Source organism: Gemmatimonas sp. UBA7669, from assembly GCF_002483225.1.
Classification (GTDB): Bacteria; Gemmatimonadota; Gemmatimonadetes; order Gemmatimonadales; family Gemmatimonadaceae; genus Gemmatimonas.
The window spans coordinates 1-19,719 of the sequence record NZ_DLHL01000007.1; the positions used below are offsets into that span (position 1 = coordinate 1).

Annotated in this window: 15 protein-coding genes; 9 read left to right on the forward strand and 6 right to left on the reverse strand. The window is 65.3% G+C overall.

The genetic code is table 11. The features are described 5' to 3' along the window. The coding region (locus B2747_RS02085) for a hypothetical protein (RefSeq protein ID WP_291156238.1) at positions 1-308 on the forward strand (308 nt) is incomplete at its 5' end. 699 nt (positions 309-1,007) lie between these two features. Next, positions 1,008-1,589: a FecR domain-containing protein gene (locus B2747_RS02090; RefSeq protein WP_291156241.1), complete on the forward strand. Its 582-nt coding sequence runs from the start codon at positions 1,008-1,010 to the stop codon at positions 1,587-1,589. 83 nt (positions 1,590-1,672) lie between these two features. On the opposite strand, the gene B2747_RS02095 is transcribed toward B2747_RS02090, so the two are convergent. Continuing rightward, on the reverse strand, positions 1,673-2,803 hold the full coding sequence (locus tag B2747_RS02095; RefSeq protein WP_291156244.1) for a ketoacyl-ACP synthase III: 1,131 nt from the start codon (positions 2,801-2,803) through the stop codon (positions 1,673-1,675). 217 nt (positions 2,804-3,020) lie between these two features. Here B2747_RS02095 and B2747_RS02100 point away from each other — a divergent pair, with 217 nt between their 5' ends. Further along, positions 3,021-5,372: a hybrid sensor histidine kinase/response regulator gene (locus B2747_RS02100; protein WP_291156247.1), complete on the forward strand. Its 2,352-nt coding sequence runs from the start codon at positions 3,021-3,023 to the stop codon at positions 5,370-5,372. On the opposite strand, the gene B2747_RS02105 is transcribed toward B2747_RS02100, so the two are convergent. Beyond that, positions 5,356-6,174, reverse strand: coding sequence for a copper resistance protein B (locus B2747_RS02105; RefSeq protein WP_291156250.1), 819 nt, complete (start codon positions 6,172-6,174; stop codon positions 5,356-5,358). The two genes, B2747_RS02100 and B2747_RS02105, sit on opposite strands and share 17 nt — an antisense overlap. Then, complete coding sequence (locus B2747_RS02110; protein WP_291156253.1) at positions 6,122-8,089, reverse strand: copper resistance system multicopper oxidase; 1,968 nt, start codon at positions 8,087-8,089, stop codon at positions 6,122-6,124. Before B2747_RS02110 ends, B2747_RS02105 begins: the two co-directional genes overlap by 53 nt. A 265-nt stretch (positions 8,090-8,354) precedes the next feature. Between B2747_RS02110 and B2747_RS02115 the strand changes: the two genes are divergently transcribed. From B2747_RS02115 to B2747_RS02125, 3 genes are read left to right on the forward strand one after another with little or no spacing between them, the layout of a single operon-like run. Next, on the forward strand, positions 8,355-8,744 hold the full coding sequence (locus B2747_RS02115; protein WP_291156256.1) for a YybH family protein: 390 nt from the start codon (positions 8,355-8,357) through the stop codon (positions 8,742-8,744). Positions 8,745-8,789: 45 nt separating this feature from the next. Continuing rightward, positions 8,790-9,254, forward strand: coding sequence for a BlaI/MecI/CopY family transcriptional regulator (locus tag B2747_RS02120; protein WP_291156259.1), 465 nt, complete (start codon positions 8,790-8,792; stop codon positions 9,252-9,254). A 5-nt stretch (positions 9,255-9,259) separates the two neighbouring features. Beyond that, the gene (locus B2747_RS02125; protein WP_291156261.1) at positions 9,260-10,312 is read left to right on the forward strand and encodes a M56 family metallopeptidase; all 1,053 of its coding nucleotides are present in this window, start codon (positions 9,260-9,262) and stop codon (positions 10,310-10,312) included. A gap of 12 nt (positions 10,313-10,324) precedes the next feature. On the opposite strand, the gene B2747_RS02130 is transcribed toward B2747_RS02125, so the two are convergent. Then, positions 10,325-10,852, reverse strand: a complete 528-nt coding sequence (locus B2747_RS02130) for an SRPBCC family protein (RefSeq protein ID WP_291156264.1) — start codon at positions 10,850-10,852, stop codon at positions 10,325-10,327. Positions 10,853-10,990: 138 nt separating this feature from the next. Between B2747_RS02130 and B2747_RS02135 the strand changes: the two genes are divergently transcribed. From B2747_RS02135 to B2747_RS02145, 3 genes are all read left to right on the forward strand, one after another. After that, a complete protein-coding gene (locus tag B2747_RS02135; protein ID WP_291156267.1) occupies positions 10,991-13,699 on the forward strand; it encodes a glycoside hydrolase family 3 N-terminal domain-containing protein in 2,709 nt (902 codons plus the stop codon). Positions 13,700-13,728: 29 nt separating this feature from the next. Next, complete coding sequence (locus B2747_RS02140) at positions 13,729-15,114, forward strand: alpha-L-fucosidase (protein ID WP_291156271.1); 1,386 nt, start codon at positions 13,729-13,731, stop codon at positions 15,112-15,114. Between the two features lie 119 nt (positions 15,115-15,233). Next, positions 15,234-15,518 carry a hypothetical protein gene (locus B2747_RS02145; protein WP_291156274.1) on the forward strand — a complete coding sequence of 95 codons (285 nt, stop codon included), beginning with the start codon at positions 15,234-15,236 and terminating at the stop codon, positions 15,516-15,518. A 453-nt stretch (positions 15,519-15,971) separates the two neighbouring features. On the opposite strand, the gene B2747_RS02150 is transcribed toward B2747_RS02145, so the two are convergent. Both B2747_RS02150 and B2747_RS02155 read right to left on the reverse strand, forming a co-directional pair. Further along, complete coding sequence (locus B2747_RS02150) at positions 15,972-16,700, reverse strand: PEP-CTERM sorting domain-containing protein (protein ID WP_291156277.1); 729 nt, start codon at positions 16,698-16,700, stop codon at positions 15,972-15,974. Positions 16,701-16,708: 8 nt separating this feature from the next. Continuing rightward, on the reverse strand, positions 16,709-19,678 hold the full coding sequence (locus B2747_RS02155; protein ID WP_291156280.1) for a DNA/RNA non-specific endonuclease: 2,970 nt from the start codon (positions 19,676-19,678) through the stop codon (positions 16,709-16,711). Between the last annotated feature and the right edge of the window lie 41 nt (positions 19,679-19,719).

Genomic DNA, 19,719 nt, shown 5'->3' on the forward strand with positions numbered 1-19,719 from the left:
CCGCCGACGGCCGCACTCCAAAAGCCTTGTCGCGGATGACACGGATTCGGCGGAAACTGCACGGACCTTTGGCATTGCAGTTGCTGACTGCCGATCATTCGACATGCATCGTCAACAGCTCACGCAGAGAACAGCAAGAGAACCGCAGCGAACGCAGAGGCGCGTGGGTACAGAACTCAAAAGAGACTCAGACCGCCGTTGATCCGTGTTGTTTCCGCGGCATCCGTGTCATCCGCGTCGAGGCCCTTTGCTGCAGTAGACTGCTGTTCTCTGCGCTCTCTGCAGTTCTCTGGCAGTCCTCTGCGTGAGCTGTTGACGGTCCGTCGGCCAGTACGATGTGCGCAGACAGGCCGTTCGCTCGGCGGCACTTCAAAAGCCTTGTCGCGGTTGACACGGATTCGGCGGAAATGGCACGGATTTTTGGTATTGCAGCTGCTGACTGCCGATCATTCGACATGCATCGTCAACAGCTCACGCAGAGGACTGCCAGAGAACCGCAGAGAACGCAGAGGCGCGTGGGTGGAGAGTTCAAGCGTGCCTCAGACCGCCGTTGATCCGTGTTGTTTCCGCGGCATCCGTGTCATCCGCGTCGAGGCCGTTTGCTGCAGGAGACTGCTGTTCTCTGCGCTCTCTGCAGTTCTCTGGCAGTCCTCTGCGTGAGCTGTTGACGGTCCGTCGGCCAGTACGGTGTGCGCAGGCAGGCCGCCGACGGCCGCACTCCAAAAGTCTCGTCGCGGATGACACGGATTCGGCGGAAACGGCACGGATTCGCATTGCGGAATGCCTGAAGATTGCAGCAGGAAGGTGCCGTGAGTTGTACCCGTTGCGGGATGAGCCGCTACTTGGGCGAGTATTGTACCGGCATTCCTAGAGTTAACTGCATGGACAGCAACACTTTCCCAAACGTAGATTAAGGAACTCCTACCGAAACATGGGGTTTGTCACCTGCCGGCTCCGGTCCCGCAGGTGAACACCCGGAGCCCGTCCTCCAATCAGGTGCGCGACCCATGATCCTCGATCCCACTGGCACGGCCCCCACGCGGGTGCTCGGTCACTCCGCGCGCAACTCGGCTCTCACGCTGCTGGCGGCGTTGACCGTGGCCAGCTTCACGGCCCTCGCCATGTTCCGCGCCACCCCGGTGCGTCTGCAGGCCACCACACGGGTCGTGGAGCATCAACTGCCCGATGGTGTCACCCTGCGGCTCGAGCCCGGCAGCTCCGCGCAGATCGTGCGCGACTTTTCGCTGTGGTGGGGCAGCGAGGCCAAGCCTCGCCTCATCACTGTGCACCGCGGCCGAGGCGTGATTGCGTCCGCCGAGGGCGCGCGCCCGTTCGTGGTCGAAACACGCGACGCGCAGGTGCATCTCGACGGCTCTACCGTGCAAATCGACGCCACGGAAGTCGGACGCACGACGCTGCGAGTGGAAAAGGGCCGCGCGCTGGTGAACGCCAAGCAGGTGGGCAGCGGCGCCATGCAGAACTTCGATTCGCTGCAGGGGCAGAAGGCCACCATCATGGCGGGTGAGGGCGATCAGATCATTGCTACAGGTGGAGAACTCGAGACGGTAAGCTCAACGTCGTCGCTTTGAGTCCAGCGTAGACACAAGCAAAAACGCGGCGGCCACAGCATGTGGTCGCCGCGTTGTCTTTGCAGGCTATCGGTGCCTCGGACTCAGCCAGCCACCGCCTCGATGAAGCGCGTGGACATCAGGGCATCGAGCGAGCGCCCATGCGGGTCCTGTCGCGCGCGAATGGCGTTGACCATCTCCAGCGCCGACTGTGCAACGGGCGGCAGTGCCGCGTCGCTCTGACGGAGCGGCGTGACACGCTGGCCCCATCGCACCAGCAGCGCGCCGTAGGTCAGGCCACCACCAAACCCCGGCATGAGCAACAGGCTGCCAGGCTTCACGCGCCCCTCGGCCAGCGCATCCGACAACGCAACCGGGACCGTGGCGGCGCTCATGTTGCCGTAGCGCTGCACGGTGAGCATGACGCGCTCCATGGGCACGCCGGCGTACTTGGCCACGGACTCGATGATGCGCAGGTTGGCCTGGTGCGGCACCACCAGATCGATGTCGTCGGCCGTAACCCCGGCTTCGTTCATCACGCGGGCGCAGGCTTCGCTCATGCCGTGCACCGCGCGCTTGAAGATGGCCTGGCCATCAAAGTCCCACAGTGTGTCGCCGTAGTGCAGGTCGCCCTGCACATAGCTGCAGCCCATGCCACGCACACGAAGTGTCTGGCGGGCTTCAGCGTCGCAGCCCAGCACCGTGCCAACCACGCCGCCGGGTTCGTCGCTCGCCTGCAGCACCACCGCCGCGGCGCCGTCACCAAAGAGCACCGCCACGTTGCGGTTGCTCCAGTCCATGAACGGGCTGATGTACTCCACCCCAATCACCAGGGCATTCTGCACCATGCCGCTCTGGATCATGGCCGTGGCGCTGGCCAGTCCGTAGAGAAAGCTCGTGCAGGCCGTGTTCACATCCATGGCGGCGGCCCGGGTGGCCTTGAGGGCGATCTGCACGCCCGACGCCGAGTTGGGCACCTGCTCATCGGGCGAACAACTGCCATAGACGATGAGCTCGAGTTCGGCGGGGTCGAGATCGGCGCAGGCCAGGGCGCGGCGGCTCGCCAGCGTAGCCATTTCGATGGCTGACACGTGGGAAATGCGGCGTTCCTTCATGCCGGTGCGCTGCACGATCCACTCATCCGATGTCTCGAGGAAGGTGGAGAGGTCCTGGTTGGTGAGCACGGCCGGTGGCAGGCCGTCACCCCAGCCGGTGATATGCGCGTAGCGAGTCACGGGACGGGAGGGGAAGGGGAGGGACGTCGAGGGACGAGCCGTCAATGCGGCGACGGTTCACATCACCCGGATTCCCTACACTACGGATGGGTTCGAACAGCGACAAGGCGTAGCAAGTGGTCAGATTCGATACACTGCTCCAGAATTCACCGCGGGCGGTCGACTTTCCCCCAATGCGACTCCGGTTCCTCGGGGACCGCGTCACTTTCGGATCTCCATGCTCTTCCCCGCTGCGTTACCACGCGATTCGCCCCTGGCGCTGTTGGCGCCGACCCACGACCACGGGTTCTCCGCGGTCGAGGTGGGGGAGATCATGGACGGCATTTATGCGCGCGGCGACCGACTCATGCTGTGGTTTCTGGCGTCGCACATGGCGCTCGCACTGGCGTTGGCTGCGGTGCACGGGACCTGGCTGGTCACCATCACGGTTGGCGGACTGACCTGCGCGCTCTTTGCGCTGAGTGTCTGGGCCATGCCGCGCACTTTCTTCACGCGTGTGCTCGCCGGCGTGGCGCAGCAGGCTTTTGTAGCCCTGCACATTTTCCAGTTGCACGGGCAGTCGGAGCAACACTTCTGGTACTTCACGGCCTTCACCATGATGATCGTGTACCAGGACTGGCGCTGCATGTGGCCCGGTGCACTACTCATCATTGGGCAACATTCGCTCTTTGCGTGGCTGCACAACGTTGGGTATCCGGTGCACTTCTTTCCGGAAGACCACGTTGGTTTCACCAAGTTGTTCTTCCATTTCGGTATTGCGCTGGTGCACGTGGTGCTTTGCGGTTACTGGGCGCACCTGCTGCGTCTGCAAACGCTGGGTGATGCCTGGCGCAGACGCCAATTGCAGCAGGATCAGCAAATGCTCGAAGCGCAGCTCACACGTCTGCGCGAGTCCGAGTCCAAGCTGCAGGCCAGTGGCGATGCGTTACGCGCAGCGTCCCGCCGTCAACGAGCCATTCTGGACAACAGCGATGATGGCCTGTGGGTGCAGGATCTCGACGGACATATCACGGCCGTGAACGTGGCGTTTGCCCGCATGGTGGGGCGCGACCTTCGCCAGGTCATCGGCACCCATACCCGTGACCTCGTCTGCGAGAGCTTTGGCGAGGCGCTCACCCAGCACGTCCGTGACAGCCTCAAGACCACCACACCGGTCACCCGTGAGTACCGACATGCGGTTCAGGGCGATGAGCGCATTCTCGAGATCACGCTCCGCACCATCCGGGATGACCACGGCCTGGCCACCGGGCTCGCGGGTGCCGTGCGGGACATCACCGAGCGGCGTCGCCTCGAAGCGGAGCGGCTGCAGGATGAGTCCCGACTGCGTGAAGCGCAAAAGCTTGAAAGCCTTGGGCTCCTGGCCGGCGGCATTGCGCACGACTTCAACAATCTGCTGGGTGTCATCCGCGCGAACGCCGAGTTGGCGCGCGAGGAGCTGCAGCATGTGCCGCAAGCGGATGATGTGTCGCAGCCGCTGACCCATATCGAGCAGGCCACGGCGCGCGCGACGGACCTGACTCGGCAGATGCTCGCCTACGCCGGTATGGGCCGGGTAGTCATCACCCGGCTCGATGTATCAGCCATGGTGCGGGATACCGCGAGTCTGCTGCGCGCGGCCATGTCCAAGAAGGTGGTGCTGCAATTCGAACTGAGTGAACAGTTGCCCGAGGTGGAGGGCGACGCCACACAGCTGCGGCAGGTTGTCATGAACCTCATCAGCAATGCGGCCGACGCCATTGGCGAGGCGGAGGGCGCGGTGCTCTTGCGCACGTTCCATCGCGACATCACCCAGGGTGAGGTGCGTTCGCACCACGGGCTCGACCCACTGCCCAACGGTCACTACGTGGTGGTGGAAGTGCGCGACAGCGGCATTGGCATGACTGCCGAGACACTCAGTCGCATTTTCGATCCCTTCTTCACCACCAAGTTTGTAGGTCGCGGGCTCGGTCTGGCGGCCGTGCTTGGCATTCTGCGCGCTCACGGCGGCGGTGTGGACATTGCATCCACCCCAGGCAGTGGCACGCGCTTTCGGGTGTTCCTGCCGGTTGCAGGGAATGCTGCGACGCCCGCCCCGGCCGAATCGGTCGTTGCCAGTGAGGAGCAGGTCGGCACGACGAGGGCGGAGCATGCGGCGGCTGCCACGCGCCTGTCCGGTCGGGTACTGGTGGTCGACGATGAGGCCATGCTGCGCACACTCGCGGTGCGGGTACTGTCGCGCGCCGGGCTCGAGGTGTTGCACGCCGAAGATGGCGCGGAGGCTCTGGCACATCTTCGCATGACGCCCGAGGTGGAGCGGCAAGGGCGGGACACGCCACCGGCCCATGTGGACCTTGTCCTGCTGGACATGCTGATGCCGCGCCTCAATGGTGAGGAAACGCTGCGCGTGATTCGCGCGCATCACCCCACCTTGCCGGTCATTCTCACGAGTGGGTTCAGCGAAGCCGTCGGTGCCAGCCGGCTGCTCGACGATCCCCACGTCTGCTTCATTCAGAAGCCCTACGGCGCGCAGGAACTGCTCAAACTGGTGGCGCAGTTCCTGCCCGCCGGCGAACTCAGTACCAGAGCCTGAGTCCCATTACCAGGCGCGTCTCACCGACTTCGCCACCGCCGCTTCGCACGAGACGGGCGCTGCGTCCATAAGCGCGCTCCCACACGATGCCCGCATAGGGCGCGAACTCTCGCCGGATCTCGTACCGCGCCCGCAGGCCGAACGCGCTTTCGCTGAGTCCTCTCCCCACACCAAACTCGGTGTCATCCTGCAGCGCTGCCGATGACTCCAGTCGCGGCTGCAGCACCAGGCGCTGGGTCACGAACAGGTCGTAGGACGCCGTGAGGTTGAGCGAGACACGGCCACGGCTGGTAACAAACAGCGAGGGCTCGACTTCGAACCAGCCCGGCGCGAGGCCCTGAACGCCAAGCACGGCGCCCGTGCGTGTCACGGTGCGGCGGCCAACGCGGGCAAGGTCGCTGCGTACCCCGATCTGCGCGTCCCACCAGGGCGAGATCATCTGACCGTAGAGCAGCTGCACTTCGCCGTGCGCGCCGCCGCCCACCGTGGGTGCGGCGCCGTCGATCTTGAACCACAGGCGACGACGCGCCCCTCCAGTCCAGCCCACGATGTCGAACAGCACCGGCCGTTCGCTGGCGGCCGCGTCGTGCTCGAGCATCTCTGACAGTACAAACGTCTCGCGGGTCCAGGCCATGTCGTGGGCACCATGCGCGGCGGTGTCGCGCGCAACTGGCGCTCCGCCCTGCGCGCCGAGCGTCGCACCAGGCAACAGCGCCAGGGCAACGCGCACCGCGAGTCGGCGCAGTCGCTCACTGCGCATCGGTCGCTCCGGACTCATGATGCGCGTGATGCGCGTGCGCATCAGCCGGCAGGACACGGAACTCACGGAACATGCCGACTTCCATGTGATACAGCACGTGGCAGTGGAACGCCCATCGACCCACCGCATCGGCCGTCACCAGCAGTGACACCCGCTCCGCCGGCTTCACGTTGATGGTGTGAATGCGCGGGCTGCGATTGCCATGCCCGTTCTCCAGTTCCATCCACAGGCCATGCAGGTGCATGGGATGATTCATCATGGTGTCGTTCACCATGGTGAGTCGAATGCGCTCCCCCTGGCGGAGCGTGATGGGTTCCGCCTCGCTGTACGGCACTCCATTGAGGCCCCAGGTGAAGCGCTCCATGTTGCCAGTGAGGTGGAGCTCGATTTCCCGTTCAGGCTCACGGAACTCAGGCCACGGCGCGGGTGCCTTGAGATCGGTGTAGCACAGCACACGCCGTCCATCGTTGCCAAGTCCCGTGCCGGGTTCAGCCAGTCGGCTCTTGGTGGACATGGGGACCATGGCGTTCTCGGGGCCATGGTTGCGGGGCGCGTGCGGTGTTTCCGGTTCGATGCTGCCAGCGGCGCGCAATGCGGACGCGGAGGCGGCAGCCGGCGCCGCCGTCGGCATGGCATGCCCCGCATGCGGATCAGCGGCGGCGGCTGCCTTGGCCGGTGGCGTGCCGTGACCCATGGCGGCGTGATCAACGGCCGCACTGGAGTCCGCCTTGGCCGGCGGCGCGCCGTGTCCCATCGCAGCATGATCCATGGCACCATGGTCCATGCTGCCATGATCCATGCCCATGTCCACCATGCCAAGAATGGGCCGCTTCCGTCGCGCCGGCAGTTGTGCCGTCATCCCCTCGCGCGGTGCGAGGGTGGCCGCCGTATAGCCGCTGCGATCCATGGTCTCGGCATACAGCGTGTACGCCGTGTCCTCGGGCAGTGTGACGATGACGTCGTAGGTCTCCGCAATGCCGATGCGGAACTCCTCGATGTCCACCGGTTCCACCGGCTGACCACTCACTTCGACGAGTGACATGGTGACGCCAGGAATGCGCACGTCGTAGAACGTGCCGGCCGAGGCGTTGACGAAGCGCAGGCGCACGCGCTCACCCGGCGTGAACTGGCCGTACCACGGCGTCTCGGCAACATGACCGTTGAGCAGGTACGAGTAGGTGGCGCCCGTTACGTCGGCAATGTCCGTGGGATTCATGCGCATGCCGGCCCACATGAACCGTTCGCTCACCGTGGTCTTGAATCCATCACGGGCCACGTCGCGGAAGAAATCCGCCACCGTGCGACGCTGATAGTTGTAGGCGTCCGGCTGCTTCTTGAGGCGCGACAGCACGCGCCGCGGGTTCTCGAAGGTCCAGTCGGAGAGTACGATCATGTGCTGGCGATCGTACGCTGGTGCCGTCGTGTCCGCCGGTTCGATGACAATGGACCCGTAGTGCCCGAGTTGCTCCTGCAGGCCCGAATGGCTGTGAAACCAGTATGTGCCCGACTGCTGAATATCGAAGCGATACTCGAAGGTCTCACCGGGCCGAATGCCCGGGAAACTGAGGCCCGGTACACCGTCCATGTTGGTTGGCAGGATGATGCCATGCCAGTGAATGGAGGTGTCTTCGCGCAACGTGTTGTGCACACGAAGCACCGCCGTTTCGCCTTCGCGGAAGCGCAGTACCGGACCCGGTACCGTGCCGTTGATGGTGACGGTGCGCGCGTTGCGTCCATCGAGGCGCAGCGTGGTCTCGGCGATGGTGAGGTCGTACTCGCGCACGCCGTTGGGCGCCGGCGGCAGGGGGCCAAGGCCCGGCTCGAGCTGCGCAGTCGGTGCGCCGGCATGCAGCGCCCGGGGCAGTACAGCACCGGCGCCAGTCGCCGCGGCGGTGCCGAGAGCGGCGCCCATGAAGCGCCGGCGGGAGACGGGACGTTGGAGGATATGATCAGGCACGGAATGGCTCAGTCAGGGGCCACGGGCAACGGGCGAACACTGCCTTGCGGATCGAGCTTTACACACTGTAAAGTACTCAGGTCCAGAAAAAGTTCACTCCCCGTGCCGGAGCGTTTTCATGCCGCGTCACTTCTCGTCCGCAGTAATGGTTCTGACCATGGCGGTCCTGGCGACTGAATCCGCGGCCGCCCAGGCAGCCGGCCACGCTGGGCACGCGGGCCATGCGCCCTCTGCGGCCACACAAGCCACCCCGGAGGTCGCGGCCGTGACACAGGCCATTCGGGCGCTGTTTGCCGCCGCCGAGCGGGGAGATATGGCGGCACTCGACAGCCTGTACGCCGGCGACAGCCTCATTGTGATGGAAGGCGCGGGTATCAATCGGGGCTGGACGGACTACCGGGATCACCATCTCGCACCCGAGCTCAAGGAGTTTCGCAACTTTCGCTATCGTCCGTTCGAGATCGAGGCGCGGGTGTCGGGGACGATGGCGTGGGCCAATTTCCGCTACGCGCTCATGGCCGACCTGCCCGACCGCAAGGTGGACGCGGTGGGCCGCGGCACCGCCATTCTCGAGCGCCGGGGCAATCGCTGGATTGTCCGACTGACGCACACGGCCAGTAGGGCTCGACGGGCCGGCGATCCGCCCATGCCCTGAGCCGCAACGGTTGCCACGCCAGCACATGCTCGAATAGACTCCGCCATGGCCCCTCGCAAGACATCGGACAGCGCACCCGCGTCGCCGCGTCTGCCTGGAAAGGTTCGCCTTTCGGGACAGGGGCTTGGCGCCGTGCTCGGAGACCTCGAGTCCCGCCTCATGCGCCTGTGCTGGGACGCGCAGCAGCCGCTGACCGCGCGTGAGATTCACGAGCAACTGCGCGCCGAGCATCCCGTGTCACCGCTTACAAGCACGACGGTGCTCAATCGTCTGGTGACCAAGGGATTCCTCTCGCGCACACGAGTGGATGGTTTGCTGCGCTACCAGCCGCAGATCGACGAGTCCGCGTTTGTGGCTCAGGCCTCGCGGCACGCTGTCGAAGGCATCCTGTCACTCGGCACTGCCGCCGTGACGGCGTCCATTGTGGACGTGCTGGCTGAGCGCGATCCGGCCCAGCTTCAGGAACTGGCGCGGCTCATTCAGCGCCGGCTGGGCGAACGCGAGGGTTGAGCAGTATGACCACGGTGCGTCCACCGGTCATTCGCCGCGAAGAGCAGCGCCGACGCGTGTTGCTGTTTGCCATCGTCGCTGCGCTGCTGCTCGGTATTGCACCGGTCATCGGTCATCACGCCATTGGGGCCGTGCCCTGGCTCTCGGCCGAACAGCATCACCTCGCCATGCTCTGCCTGGTGGCGCTGCACCTGCTGCTCGAACCCGTGCATGATGTGGCGCACTGGCTGCTCTACGCAGGCGTCGGTTATGCCGTGGTGGAGCGTGGACGGGTGATGTGGCGCCATGCGCGCATCATGCGTGAACTGCCAGTGGCGCGCGTCAGTGCATTGTCGCCTTTGGGGGTGGCGGCGGCGCGCGCCGGCCTTGCGGTGTCACGGGTACGCGCCGTGAACGGTTTGCCCATGCCCGCGTTCACTGCCGGCTGGCTGAAGCCGCGTGTGGTGGTGGCTGCTGACCTGGCGTCACGTCTGTCGCCGGACGAACTGGCTGCGGTGCTCGCACACGAGGCGGCGCATGTTCGTCGCCGCGATCCGCTGCGACTCTTTGCACTCCGCGCGCTGGCGTCGCTGCTGTTCTGGTTGCCGGTGCTGCGGCGCGTGGCGGCAGATCTCGAGGACGAAGTGGAGATCCTGGCCGATGACGCGGTGCCCGGCGAATTGGCGCTACCTCTGGCTTCTGCGATGCTCAGGCTGGGTGCGGGTGAGCAAGCGCTGGCCGGCACCGTGGGGTTTCAGCGTGCCGACCTGCTGCCGCGGCGTATCCGTCGTCTGGCTGGCGAGGACGTGGCCGCCACCACGCACACGTCGACGCGCTCACTGCTGGGTGCGGTGGCGGCACTGGCCCTTGTGTGGAGCTCCGGTGTGATGGTGTTGCATCCGCTCGCGGAAACGAACCCCATCACCCACACCACCACACATACGCATGCCGGGCAGGACGCAACGCATGACCCGGCCCACTGCGATCATCCGCGTGAGGCGCCGCTGGCCCATCTGTTCTGCCGCAGCGTCTGGCTGGGTGCACCGTCGCCCGAAGACGGCGCCTGCACCCACAGCTGAACCCGCGCGCCTTTACTGCTCCACGGCCGTCTTGAGCTGCGCGAGGCCCTTCTCGAAGTCGGGCCCGACCATCTTCTCCATGCTCACGAAGGTGGTCATGAGCTTGCTGAGGTAGTTGCTCTTGCCCGCCATCGTCCAGCTCACGTCGGTGCCACCGCCATTCGGCGTGAGGACAAAGGTGGTGATGTTGTTGGCTTCCATGGGCTCGAGGAAATCCAACGCAATGACCACTCTGCTGGGTGGGGTGGATTCGGTGATGGTCATGCGTCCCGATCCCACGGCGCTGTTGCCCTTCCACTCATACACGCTGCCCACGCCGGACGGGGGACCGCCGTAGGTGGTGGTCATGTCGGGATCGAGTTTCGCCCATGGCGACCAGGCATCCCAGCGATGGAAGTCGTTGATGTGGGCAAAGACCGAATCCGGCGTCGCATTGATGGTGGTGCGACGCTCCAGTGAGAACTCGTCGGGCTGGAAGGCGGCAATGACGAGAACGGCGGCCAGCAGGATGGCAACGCCGAGCAGGATCTTTTTGAGCATGGGGGCTCCAGCGCGGTTGGTGGGAACTGGGGTGGGGAAAATGTAGTGCACGGATGCTGCGCTGCGAGTATCCGACTGCCAGATTCGAGCATGTCGCTGTCGAGCAGCCATTCGTCCCACCCTCTGAAGTGGAAAGCCATGCCTCGTCGCGGTCTCCTCTGTCGGGTCGCTCTGGTCCTGTCGGGATTGCTGCAACCGCTTTCGTCGGCGTCTTCGCAAGCCGCGGCCTACCTCCGCGCTGCGCCCTACCTCGACACTACGCGCAGCGTCGATGCGCGGGTGCAGGACCTGCTGGCGCGCATGGGACCGCTGGAGAAATTCCATCAGCTGTACATGACCCCGGGCAATCTGGATAACTCTGCGCATGACTACACCGCAGGAAGCTTTGGTCTGCAGGTGAGTGTGCGCCCTGGGGTACCGGCGCAGCAGGCGGCCCGTGCGCACGCGGCGCATCTCGACAGCATGCAGCAGTGGTTCCGCACCCGCACGCGACTGGGCATTCCGGCGCTGTTCTTTGATGAGGCGCTGCATGGGCTCATGCGCGAAGGGGCCACGGCCTTTCCGCAGGCCATTGGTCTCGCGGCCACTTTCGACACGGCGCTCGTGGCGCGTGTGCACGAAGCGGCAGCCCGCGAAACGCGGAGTCGCGGCATTCGCATGGTGCTGTCGCCGGTGGTCAACATTGCCACCGACGTGCGCTGGGGCCGCACCGAGGAAACGTTTGGTGAAGACCCCTGGCTGGTGTCAGCCATGGGCCGCGCACATGTCCGGGCCTTCGAGCAGGCCGGCATCGTGGCGACGCCCAAGCACTTCGTGGCCAACGTGGGAGCCGGCGGACGTGACAGCTATCCGATTGACGTGAGCACACGCGAGCTCACCGAACGCCACTTCCCGCCGTTTCTCTCGGTCATTCGTGACGCCGGTGCGCGCAGCATCATGACGGCGTATAACAGTGTCGATGGCGATCCGGCCACACAGAGTCGCTTTCTTCTCACGACCGTGCTGCGGGATCAGTGGAAATTCCCGGGTTTCGTCATTTCTGACGCGGCGGCCACGGGCGGCGCGGTGGTGTTGCACCGCACCGAGCGCAATACGCCGGAAGCAGCAGTGCACGCGTGGACGTCCGGTCTTGATGTGGTGTTTCAGAGCACCTACGAGCAAATGCGGCCGTACTGGCGCGCCATCGAGCAGGGCATGCTGCCGTATTCGGTCATCGACAGCGCCGTGGCCCGCGTGCTGCGAGTGAAGTTTGCTCTGGGCCTGTTTGACGACACGCGTATTGTGCCGGACAGCGCAGCCTACTGGAACGGACATGCGACGCACCGGGCACTGGCGCGTGAGGCGGCGGCGGCGTCCATCGTGCTGCTGCACAACACACCGCGCCGCGTAGGTGGCCGCGAGCAAGAACGTGCACGTGCAACTGGTCCGTCCACACCGGTCCTGCCTCTCGCCGCCGGCCTGCGTCGTGTGGCGCTCATTGGCCCTGATGCCGATTCCGTGCGACTTGGTGGATACAGTGGACCCGGCGTTGCGCCGGTCAGTCTGCGGGCGGCGCTCGCGGCGCGCCGCGGCATTGCGCTGCGGTATGCGCGCGGACCAGGACGTGACGTGCGAGGTCTCACCGTGGTGCCGGCATCGGCTCTCTCGCATGGCGGCGCCCCCGGTCTGTCGGCGCAGTACTGGGACAACCCTGATCTTGCCGGCTCGCCAACCCTCTCGCGCGTGGATGAAACGCTCGACTTCACGTGGACGCTGTCGTCACCAGGCGCAGGCTTGCCCTACGACCACTACAGCGCTCGATGGTCGGGTATCCTCACGGTGCCCAAAGGTGGCACACGCGCGCTCGCCATCGAGGGAGCGGACGGCGTGCGGATCTGGGTGGATGATATGCTGGTGCTGGATCGCTGGGCCAAGCGCAGCGCCGGCGTGTGGCGGGCGCCGGTTTCGCTGGCCGCGGGCGCGCACACGCTCCGGGTGGAGTTTCACGAACGGCGCGGCAACGTAAAGCTCAAGTTGCTTTGGGACGTGGGCACACCCCAGCCGGTGGAGCGGGAGATTGCCGAGGCCGTGGCGGCTGCGCGCGCCAGCGAGGTGGCGGTGGTGGTGGCCGGCATCGAGGAAGGCGAGTTCCGTGATCGCTCGGTGTTGGCACTGCCGGGCGCACAGGAGCGACTCATTGCGGCGGTGGCCGCGACGGGTGTGCCCACAGTCGTGGTGATCGTGGGGGGAAGCGCCGTCACCATGCCCTGGCTCGATCGGGTGGACGCTGTACTCATGGCCTGGTATCCCGGTGAAGAGGGTGGCAACGCGCTGGCCGACGTACTGTTCGGCGACGTGAACCCCTCGGGTCGTTTGCCCATTTCGTTTCCGCAGCGCGAGGGGCAGTTGCCGCTGACCTATGACCACAAACCCACCGGGCGTGGTGACGACTACCTCGACGGCAGTGGCGCACCGCTGTTTCCGTTTGGGCATGGGTTGTCGTACACCACGTTCTCGATGGATTCCCTGAGCATCCTCTCGGCCAGCTCCTTTGGTGCTCCAGCCAACGCACCACCGCCTATTCAGATTCGTGTGCGTGTCACCAACACAGGTGCGCGCGCCGGAAACGAGGTCGTGCAGCTGTACGTGCGCGCTCAGCGCGCGCCCATCGCGCAGCCCGTCATATCCCTCAGGAGTGTCTCGCGGGTCTTTCTGCAGCCCGGAGAATCGCGCTGGGTGGAGTTCAGAATGTACGAGCGCGATTTCACCTTCCTTAACCGCGACCTGCAATGGGCAGAATCCTTCGATTCGAGTCAACTCATGATCGGCGCGTCGTCGGTGGACATTCGACTCTGGAGGAGTCGGTGAACCTACCACCAGTCGAGCGGGCGGACAACATGACCAGTCGCCGAGAGTTCCTGCAACAGTCGGTGGCGATGGCCCTCATGCCCGCGTTGCGCTCGGGTTTGTACCATGAACCAAGCGGGTACGCGCAACCCGCAAGTCGCCCCCGCCCCACGCGCGCACAACTCGACTGGCAGCGCGACGAACTCGCGCTGTTCTGTCACTTCGGTGTCAACACCTTCACCAATCGTGAGTGGGGTGACGGACGCGAAGATCCGTCCATCTTCAATCCCTCGGCCCTCGACTGCCGCGAGTGGACACGCGCGGCCAAAGCCTGCGGTGCCAAGGCGCTCATTCTCACGGCCAAGCATCACGACGGCTTCTGTCTCTGGCCCACCGCCACCACCACGCACTCGGTGGCATCGAGTCCCTTTCGCAACGGTCAGGGTGATCTGGTACGGGAGTTTGTCGACGCCTGTCGCGCTGATGGCCTGCGCCCCGGCCTCTATCTCTCGCCCTGGGACCGTAATCACCCGGCCTATGGTGATTCGCCGCGCTACAACGACGTGTATCGTGCGCAGCTCACCGAGTTGCTCACCCGCTACGGCAATATTCACGAGGTGTGGTTCGATGGCGCCAACGGCGAGGGGCCCAATGGCAAGCGCCAACAGTACGACTGGCCGGCCACCTGGTCGCTGGTGCGCCGTCTGCAGCCCAACGCGGTCATGTTCTCCGACGCCGGGCCCGATGTGCGCTGGATTGGCAATGAGCGTGGTGTGGCCGGCGAGACCAACTGGAGTACGGTGCGTCCCGAGATCGTGCCGGTTCCCGGGCTCGAGGGGGCGGAGGTCATGCGTTCGCTGCAGCAGGGTGACCGCGACGGCACCGTGTGGCGTCCCGGCGAAACCGATGTGAGCATACGTCCCGGTTGGTTCTGGCATCCCGCCGAAGACACGAAGGTACGCTCGGCGGACAATCTCAAGCAGCTCTGGTTCACCAGCGTGGGGCGCAACAGCAAGCTGTTGCTCAACGTGCCACCAACTTCGTCGGGGCGTTTTCATGTGACCGATGTGGCCAACCTGCGCCTGATGCGCGAGCGGCTGGATGCCCGCTTTGCAGATCCGGTTACACGTAGCGCGCGGGGCCGCTGGGCGGTGCAGAGTGACACGGCGGCCACGCTCACCCTGAGCCTGCCGCGCCCGGTGGAGATCGGCGCGGTGGATTTGCGGGAGGACATATCCGCGGGGCAGCGGGTGGCGGCCTTTGTGCTCGAGGGACAAACGGCAGCGGGCTGGCAGACGCTCGTGGCCGGCACGACCATCGGCTACCGACGAGCGGAGCCGCTGGCGCCCGTTACCGTGACGGCCCTTCGCCTTCGCATCACGGATGCTGTCGAGCGGCCACGACAGGTGGCGGTGGCGGCCTTTGCGCCGGTGTAGCGCCTGGCTACCCTGACGGAGGCAACGGGCCGCACTATATTTCATGAAGTGCACACCACGGTGCTCACGGCCCCGTCCGACGCGGGAGCGGCCGCTCCAATTCCCCCGCCCATCCGGACATGTTGGAAAAAATCGGTTGGTTGGGTGTCGGCCTCTCGCTCGGCTTTCTCATCTGGTCGGTGGTGCTTTTTCTGCGCACGCGCCGCCTGGGTGACGTGCCCCCCGCGTATCAACCCGGCGCCATTTCCAACAGCCTGGCGCTCTGCCTGATCTTCTTTGGACTTGCGGTGGATTTGCCGCCGCGCTGGTCAGTGGTGCAGGTGGGCACCGCGTTCATTCTTGCGGTGGTGAGTGTGCTGCCCACGCTGCGCAACATGCGGCGGCGAACCGCGACCTTGGCGTAAGCATTCAGGATCCGCACGGCAGTACGGCAGGAAATACCAACGGGCCGCTCATCGTCGTGATGAGCGGCCCGTTGTGTGTTCGCCTGTCTCGGTCAATCGACGGATATCGTTAACAGCTCACGCAGAGAACAGCAGGAGGACCGCAGAGGACGCAGAGGTTGATCTACAACGATTTGAGGAGGATGACCTTGCCCCGGATTAGTGGACACCGGGGCACCGTCCAGGATGCGTACTTTACATCCGTGCTATTCCCGCCTTATCCGCGAAATCCGCGACAAAGTAGTTTGGCCCAGACTGCTCCTCTTTGCGTCCTCTGCGGTCCTCCTGCAGTTCTCTGCGTGAGCTGTTAACAAATTCTCAGCCGACATGATGCCGATCGTCGAGTCGCGTCATGGCGGCCGAGAATCCGGGAAGAGTTGCAGATATGGCGGTTGGAGACAGCGCGACCGGAAGTCAGCGCGGCGCCAGACGCCGCCGACGTGCGGCGAGAGTGAGACCAGCCATTCCGATCAGCGCCAACGACACGCTCGCCGGTTCCGGTACCGTGCGCACGACGATCTCGAACTGCAGTTGCGGCGCACTGAAATCGGTGCCGCTCTGCCACGCGGCCGCGCAGGTCGCGAGGAAGCAGTCCATGTCATCCCCGCTGTCGAGAAAGACCGATGTCCCCCCCAGCCCGGATTCGTCGGACAGCCCCACAGCCGCCACGGCAAAGTCCGGGTTCTCCGGAAAGAGTCCTGAGGCCGAAAGGAAGGCCACGTAACTGCTGCCTGAGGTCAGCATCAACGAACCGGGTGCAAACGTGAACTGCTGCGGGTTGCTGGTTGGGCCCGACGTGATGTCGCTGCTGTAGAGCACCGGGCCGACTGACGCGCTCCCGTTCCATGCCATGATGTAGGCACGAAAGCGCAGCTGGTCCGCATCGACCGTGTTGGCGTCAGGGGATGGGGCTTCGTTGCCCAGCCAGAAGCTGAACGCACTCAGTTGGCCATCGACTGCAGCGGTGAACGTCTGCCCGACTGTGGCATATAGCGGCACGCCGAAGCCATACAGCGGGACGCCGTTTCCGACCTGACTGAAGACCTGAGCCGAAGCGTCGGTTGGTGCGATAAACGGGACCACCGCCGCCAGCGCGAAGCCCGCCAGCAGTGAACGCATACGTGATGCGAAGAAGGAAGTCATGGTGAGGATCAGTTGACGGTGACGGAATACGAAGCCGTGCCCACGCCGCCGTCACGGTCCGTGACGGTGACGGTGATGACATAGGTGCCTGGTGCTGCGTAGGTCTTGCTGCGATTGAGCGGAGTCGCGGGCTGCACCAGCGTGGAGAACTGGGAGAGGGCCGAGCCATCGCCCCAGTTGATGCGCACCGTGTATGGGGCGTCGCGTGTGCCGGCGTCGCTGAAGCGCACGCCGAACAGTGCGCTCTGGCCGGCAGTCCAGGTGGCCGGTGGTACCGGCGTCACCACGGGCGCGCTGTTGGCAATACTTGCCACCGCCGTGCTGGTGTGCGAGGCGCCAAACTGATCACTCACGGTGAGGGACACGCTGTATGTGCCGTTCTGCACAAACACCTTGGACGGTGAGGCCGCCGTGGAGGTGGTGCCGTCACCGAACTGCCAGAGGTAGCTGAGGGTGGCGCCCGCATCCGGATCGAAGCTGCCGGACGACGAGAAGCTCAGCATCTCGCCTTCGACGCCAGCCCACGGACCGTTCAGCACCGCCGTCGGAAAGCGATTGCCGCGTTCGAGCTGCGTCTCGATTTCATCAGGGAGCAGCGAGAGCAGGTCGTAGCCGCTGAGGGTCTCCACCGCATCCACCGTGGTGGCATACTGCTCCCAGCCACCGGTCACGTCGGGATCGTTGCGCATGATGACGGCGTACACCTGCGCCGTGTTGCGAGTGGTCACGTCGGCCAGACCCTGATCGCGCGGCAGTACCACCACAACCTTCCACACATGCGAGGGGATGGTGATCTTGCCCTCGTTCTTCACCGTGCCCTTGCTGCCCGTGGCGCCGGTCACGATGTACACTTCGCGATTGTTCAGGCGGGCGAGGTCGCCGACGAAGTTCTCGAACAACGCCCAGGGCCCCTGATTCACCGCCGCGGCCTGCGGAATGATGTTGGTGAACAGGAAGCTGCGCGCGTTGTCGAGTGAACCGCTGGTGCGATCGAAGGAGCGCGCCAGATGGCCGCGGTCGATGGCGTAGCCTGCGCTATCTCCGGCGTCGGTATAGTCGGCCGTGGTGTAGCGCGGGAAATTCGCCGGCAGCTCGGGGTCGAAGGTGAAACAGTCGCAGCGATCGGCGCTACCAAAGTGCGTGGCCTCGAGGTTGTAGCTCACCCAGTTGGGAATTCCGCGCTGCGGGTTCCACGAGCTGGTGAACTCGGTGCGGCGCAGGATGTAGTCGTCACCCGGGGTCGCATCCACCGGATCACCGAACGCGGTGTTGCCGGCGTAGACGGCGTTTGCACCAGCCGTGGCCACCGTGGTGGCGAGGGTCAGGGTACGCGAGGCGCCAAGCGCTTCGGCGCGCACGGTGACGGTACCGGCCTGCAGCGCCGTGAGGACGCCGCGCTCGTCGATGGTGGCCGCGCCAAGTGGCGTCACGCTCCACGTGACAGGGGTGTTCACGACCGCATTGCTGGCGTCCCGCACGGTGGCGAACAATTGGTCCTGGTAGCCAACCGGAAGGGCTGGATCGCCATTGTCACGCCCAAAGACGGAAATGCTGTACGCGCCGCCCGGCGCGGCATCGGTGGCGCAACTCCCGAACGCCGAGGTGGCCGAACGCCACGCACTGCCGTCCACATTGCGCTGCAGCGACAAGCCAATGGGCGCGCCATCCTGCGCTACCCCGATGTTGGTGGACGTCAGACCGGCCGCCGGACCGTTGCTGGCGGTGAACACGCCCTCGTAGGAGATGAACTCCACCACTGCGCCCGCCGCGTTCACCAGCGCGAGACCATCGGGTTCACTGTTGGTGCCCGCGCCGCCGTTCTGAATGCCGCTGACGGCTTCCACGATCACACCGCGTGCACCACAGGTGGCGGGGATGACTCCCGTCAGCGCGCGGGTGAGATACGAGCTGCCGCCATTGCCGTTGTAGAACACCAGGCTCCAGCCACTGAGGTTGGTGCCGGCGGGTCCTTCCACTTCCACCCGTTCGTCCACATCACTGCCGACGTTGTCATAGTGCAGCTCCGTAATACGGACCGCGCCGCCACTTGGTGGTGGCGGCGTGACCACGGTGATGATCGCGCTGGCCGATGCGCCACTTGCTGCGGTGGCGGTGATGCTGGTCGTGCCCTCAACAATGGCCGTGACCGTGCCGTTGACCGACACGCTGGCAACGGCCGCATTGCTTGCGCTCCACGTCAACGCAGCGCCGGCAATCACGGCATTGGCCGCGTCCCGCGCGGTGGCCGTAAGCGACAGCGTGGCGCCCGGCGCGAGCTCGGCGTTGGCGGGCGTGAGCTCGACCGTCGCCACCACGGCTGGAGGCGGTACTTCGCCGGCATCATTGCAGCTGCCAAAGGTGTTGGCCTTCGGTGCCTCCCAGGGGCCGGCCGCCGTACGCTGCAGCGAATGCCCAATGGGTGTGGTACCAATCTCGGACTGCCCGACATCCACGGAGGTGAGGCCGGCCGCCACGGCGGCGCCAGCGGCCACAGTGAAGCTGCCCTCGTACGACAGCAACTCCACGACGGTGCCCTGCGCATTCACCAGCGCGAAGCCGTCGTTGCCACCGTTCTGCAGACCGTCGGTGGCGTACGAGAGCACGACCACACCACGGTCACCGCAGGTTGCAGGAATGATCGTACCGCTCGGGAACGGGACAGCGGTGATGGCCGAGTTGGCCGCAAGGCCACCAAGGTAGATCGTCGCTGCGGAAGGTGTCGACCCGTTGAAGCGCACGATGCTCCAACCGGTCAGGTCAGTGCCCGCCGGGCCGCTGATTTCGATAGCCTCGCCGACATCGCCGCCGGCGTTGTCGTAGTGGAACTCGCTGATGCGCACCGTGGGGCCCGCGGCACCATTGAAGCGCGCTGCGCTTGCAAGAACGGGGGCGACGGGTGTGCGATCGGCACACGCGGCCAGGGTGACGCCGACGCTGCACAACACCAGCGCAGCGGCGCGCCGAAGTGAGGCGGACATGGACCAAGGGGCAAGAGGAGACGGGTGGGATTGCGAGCCTG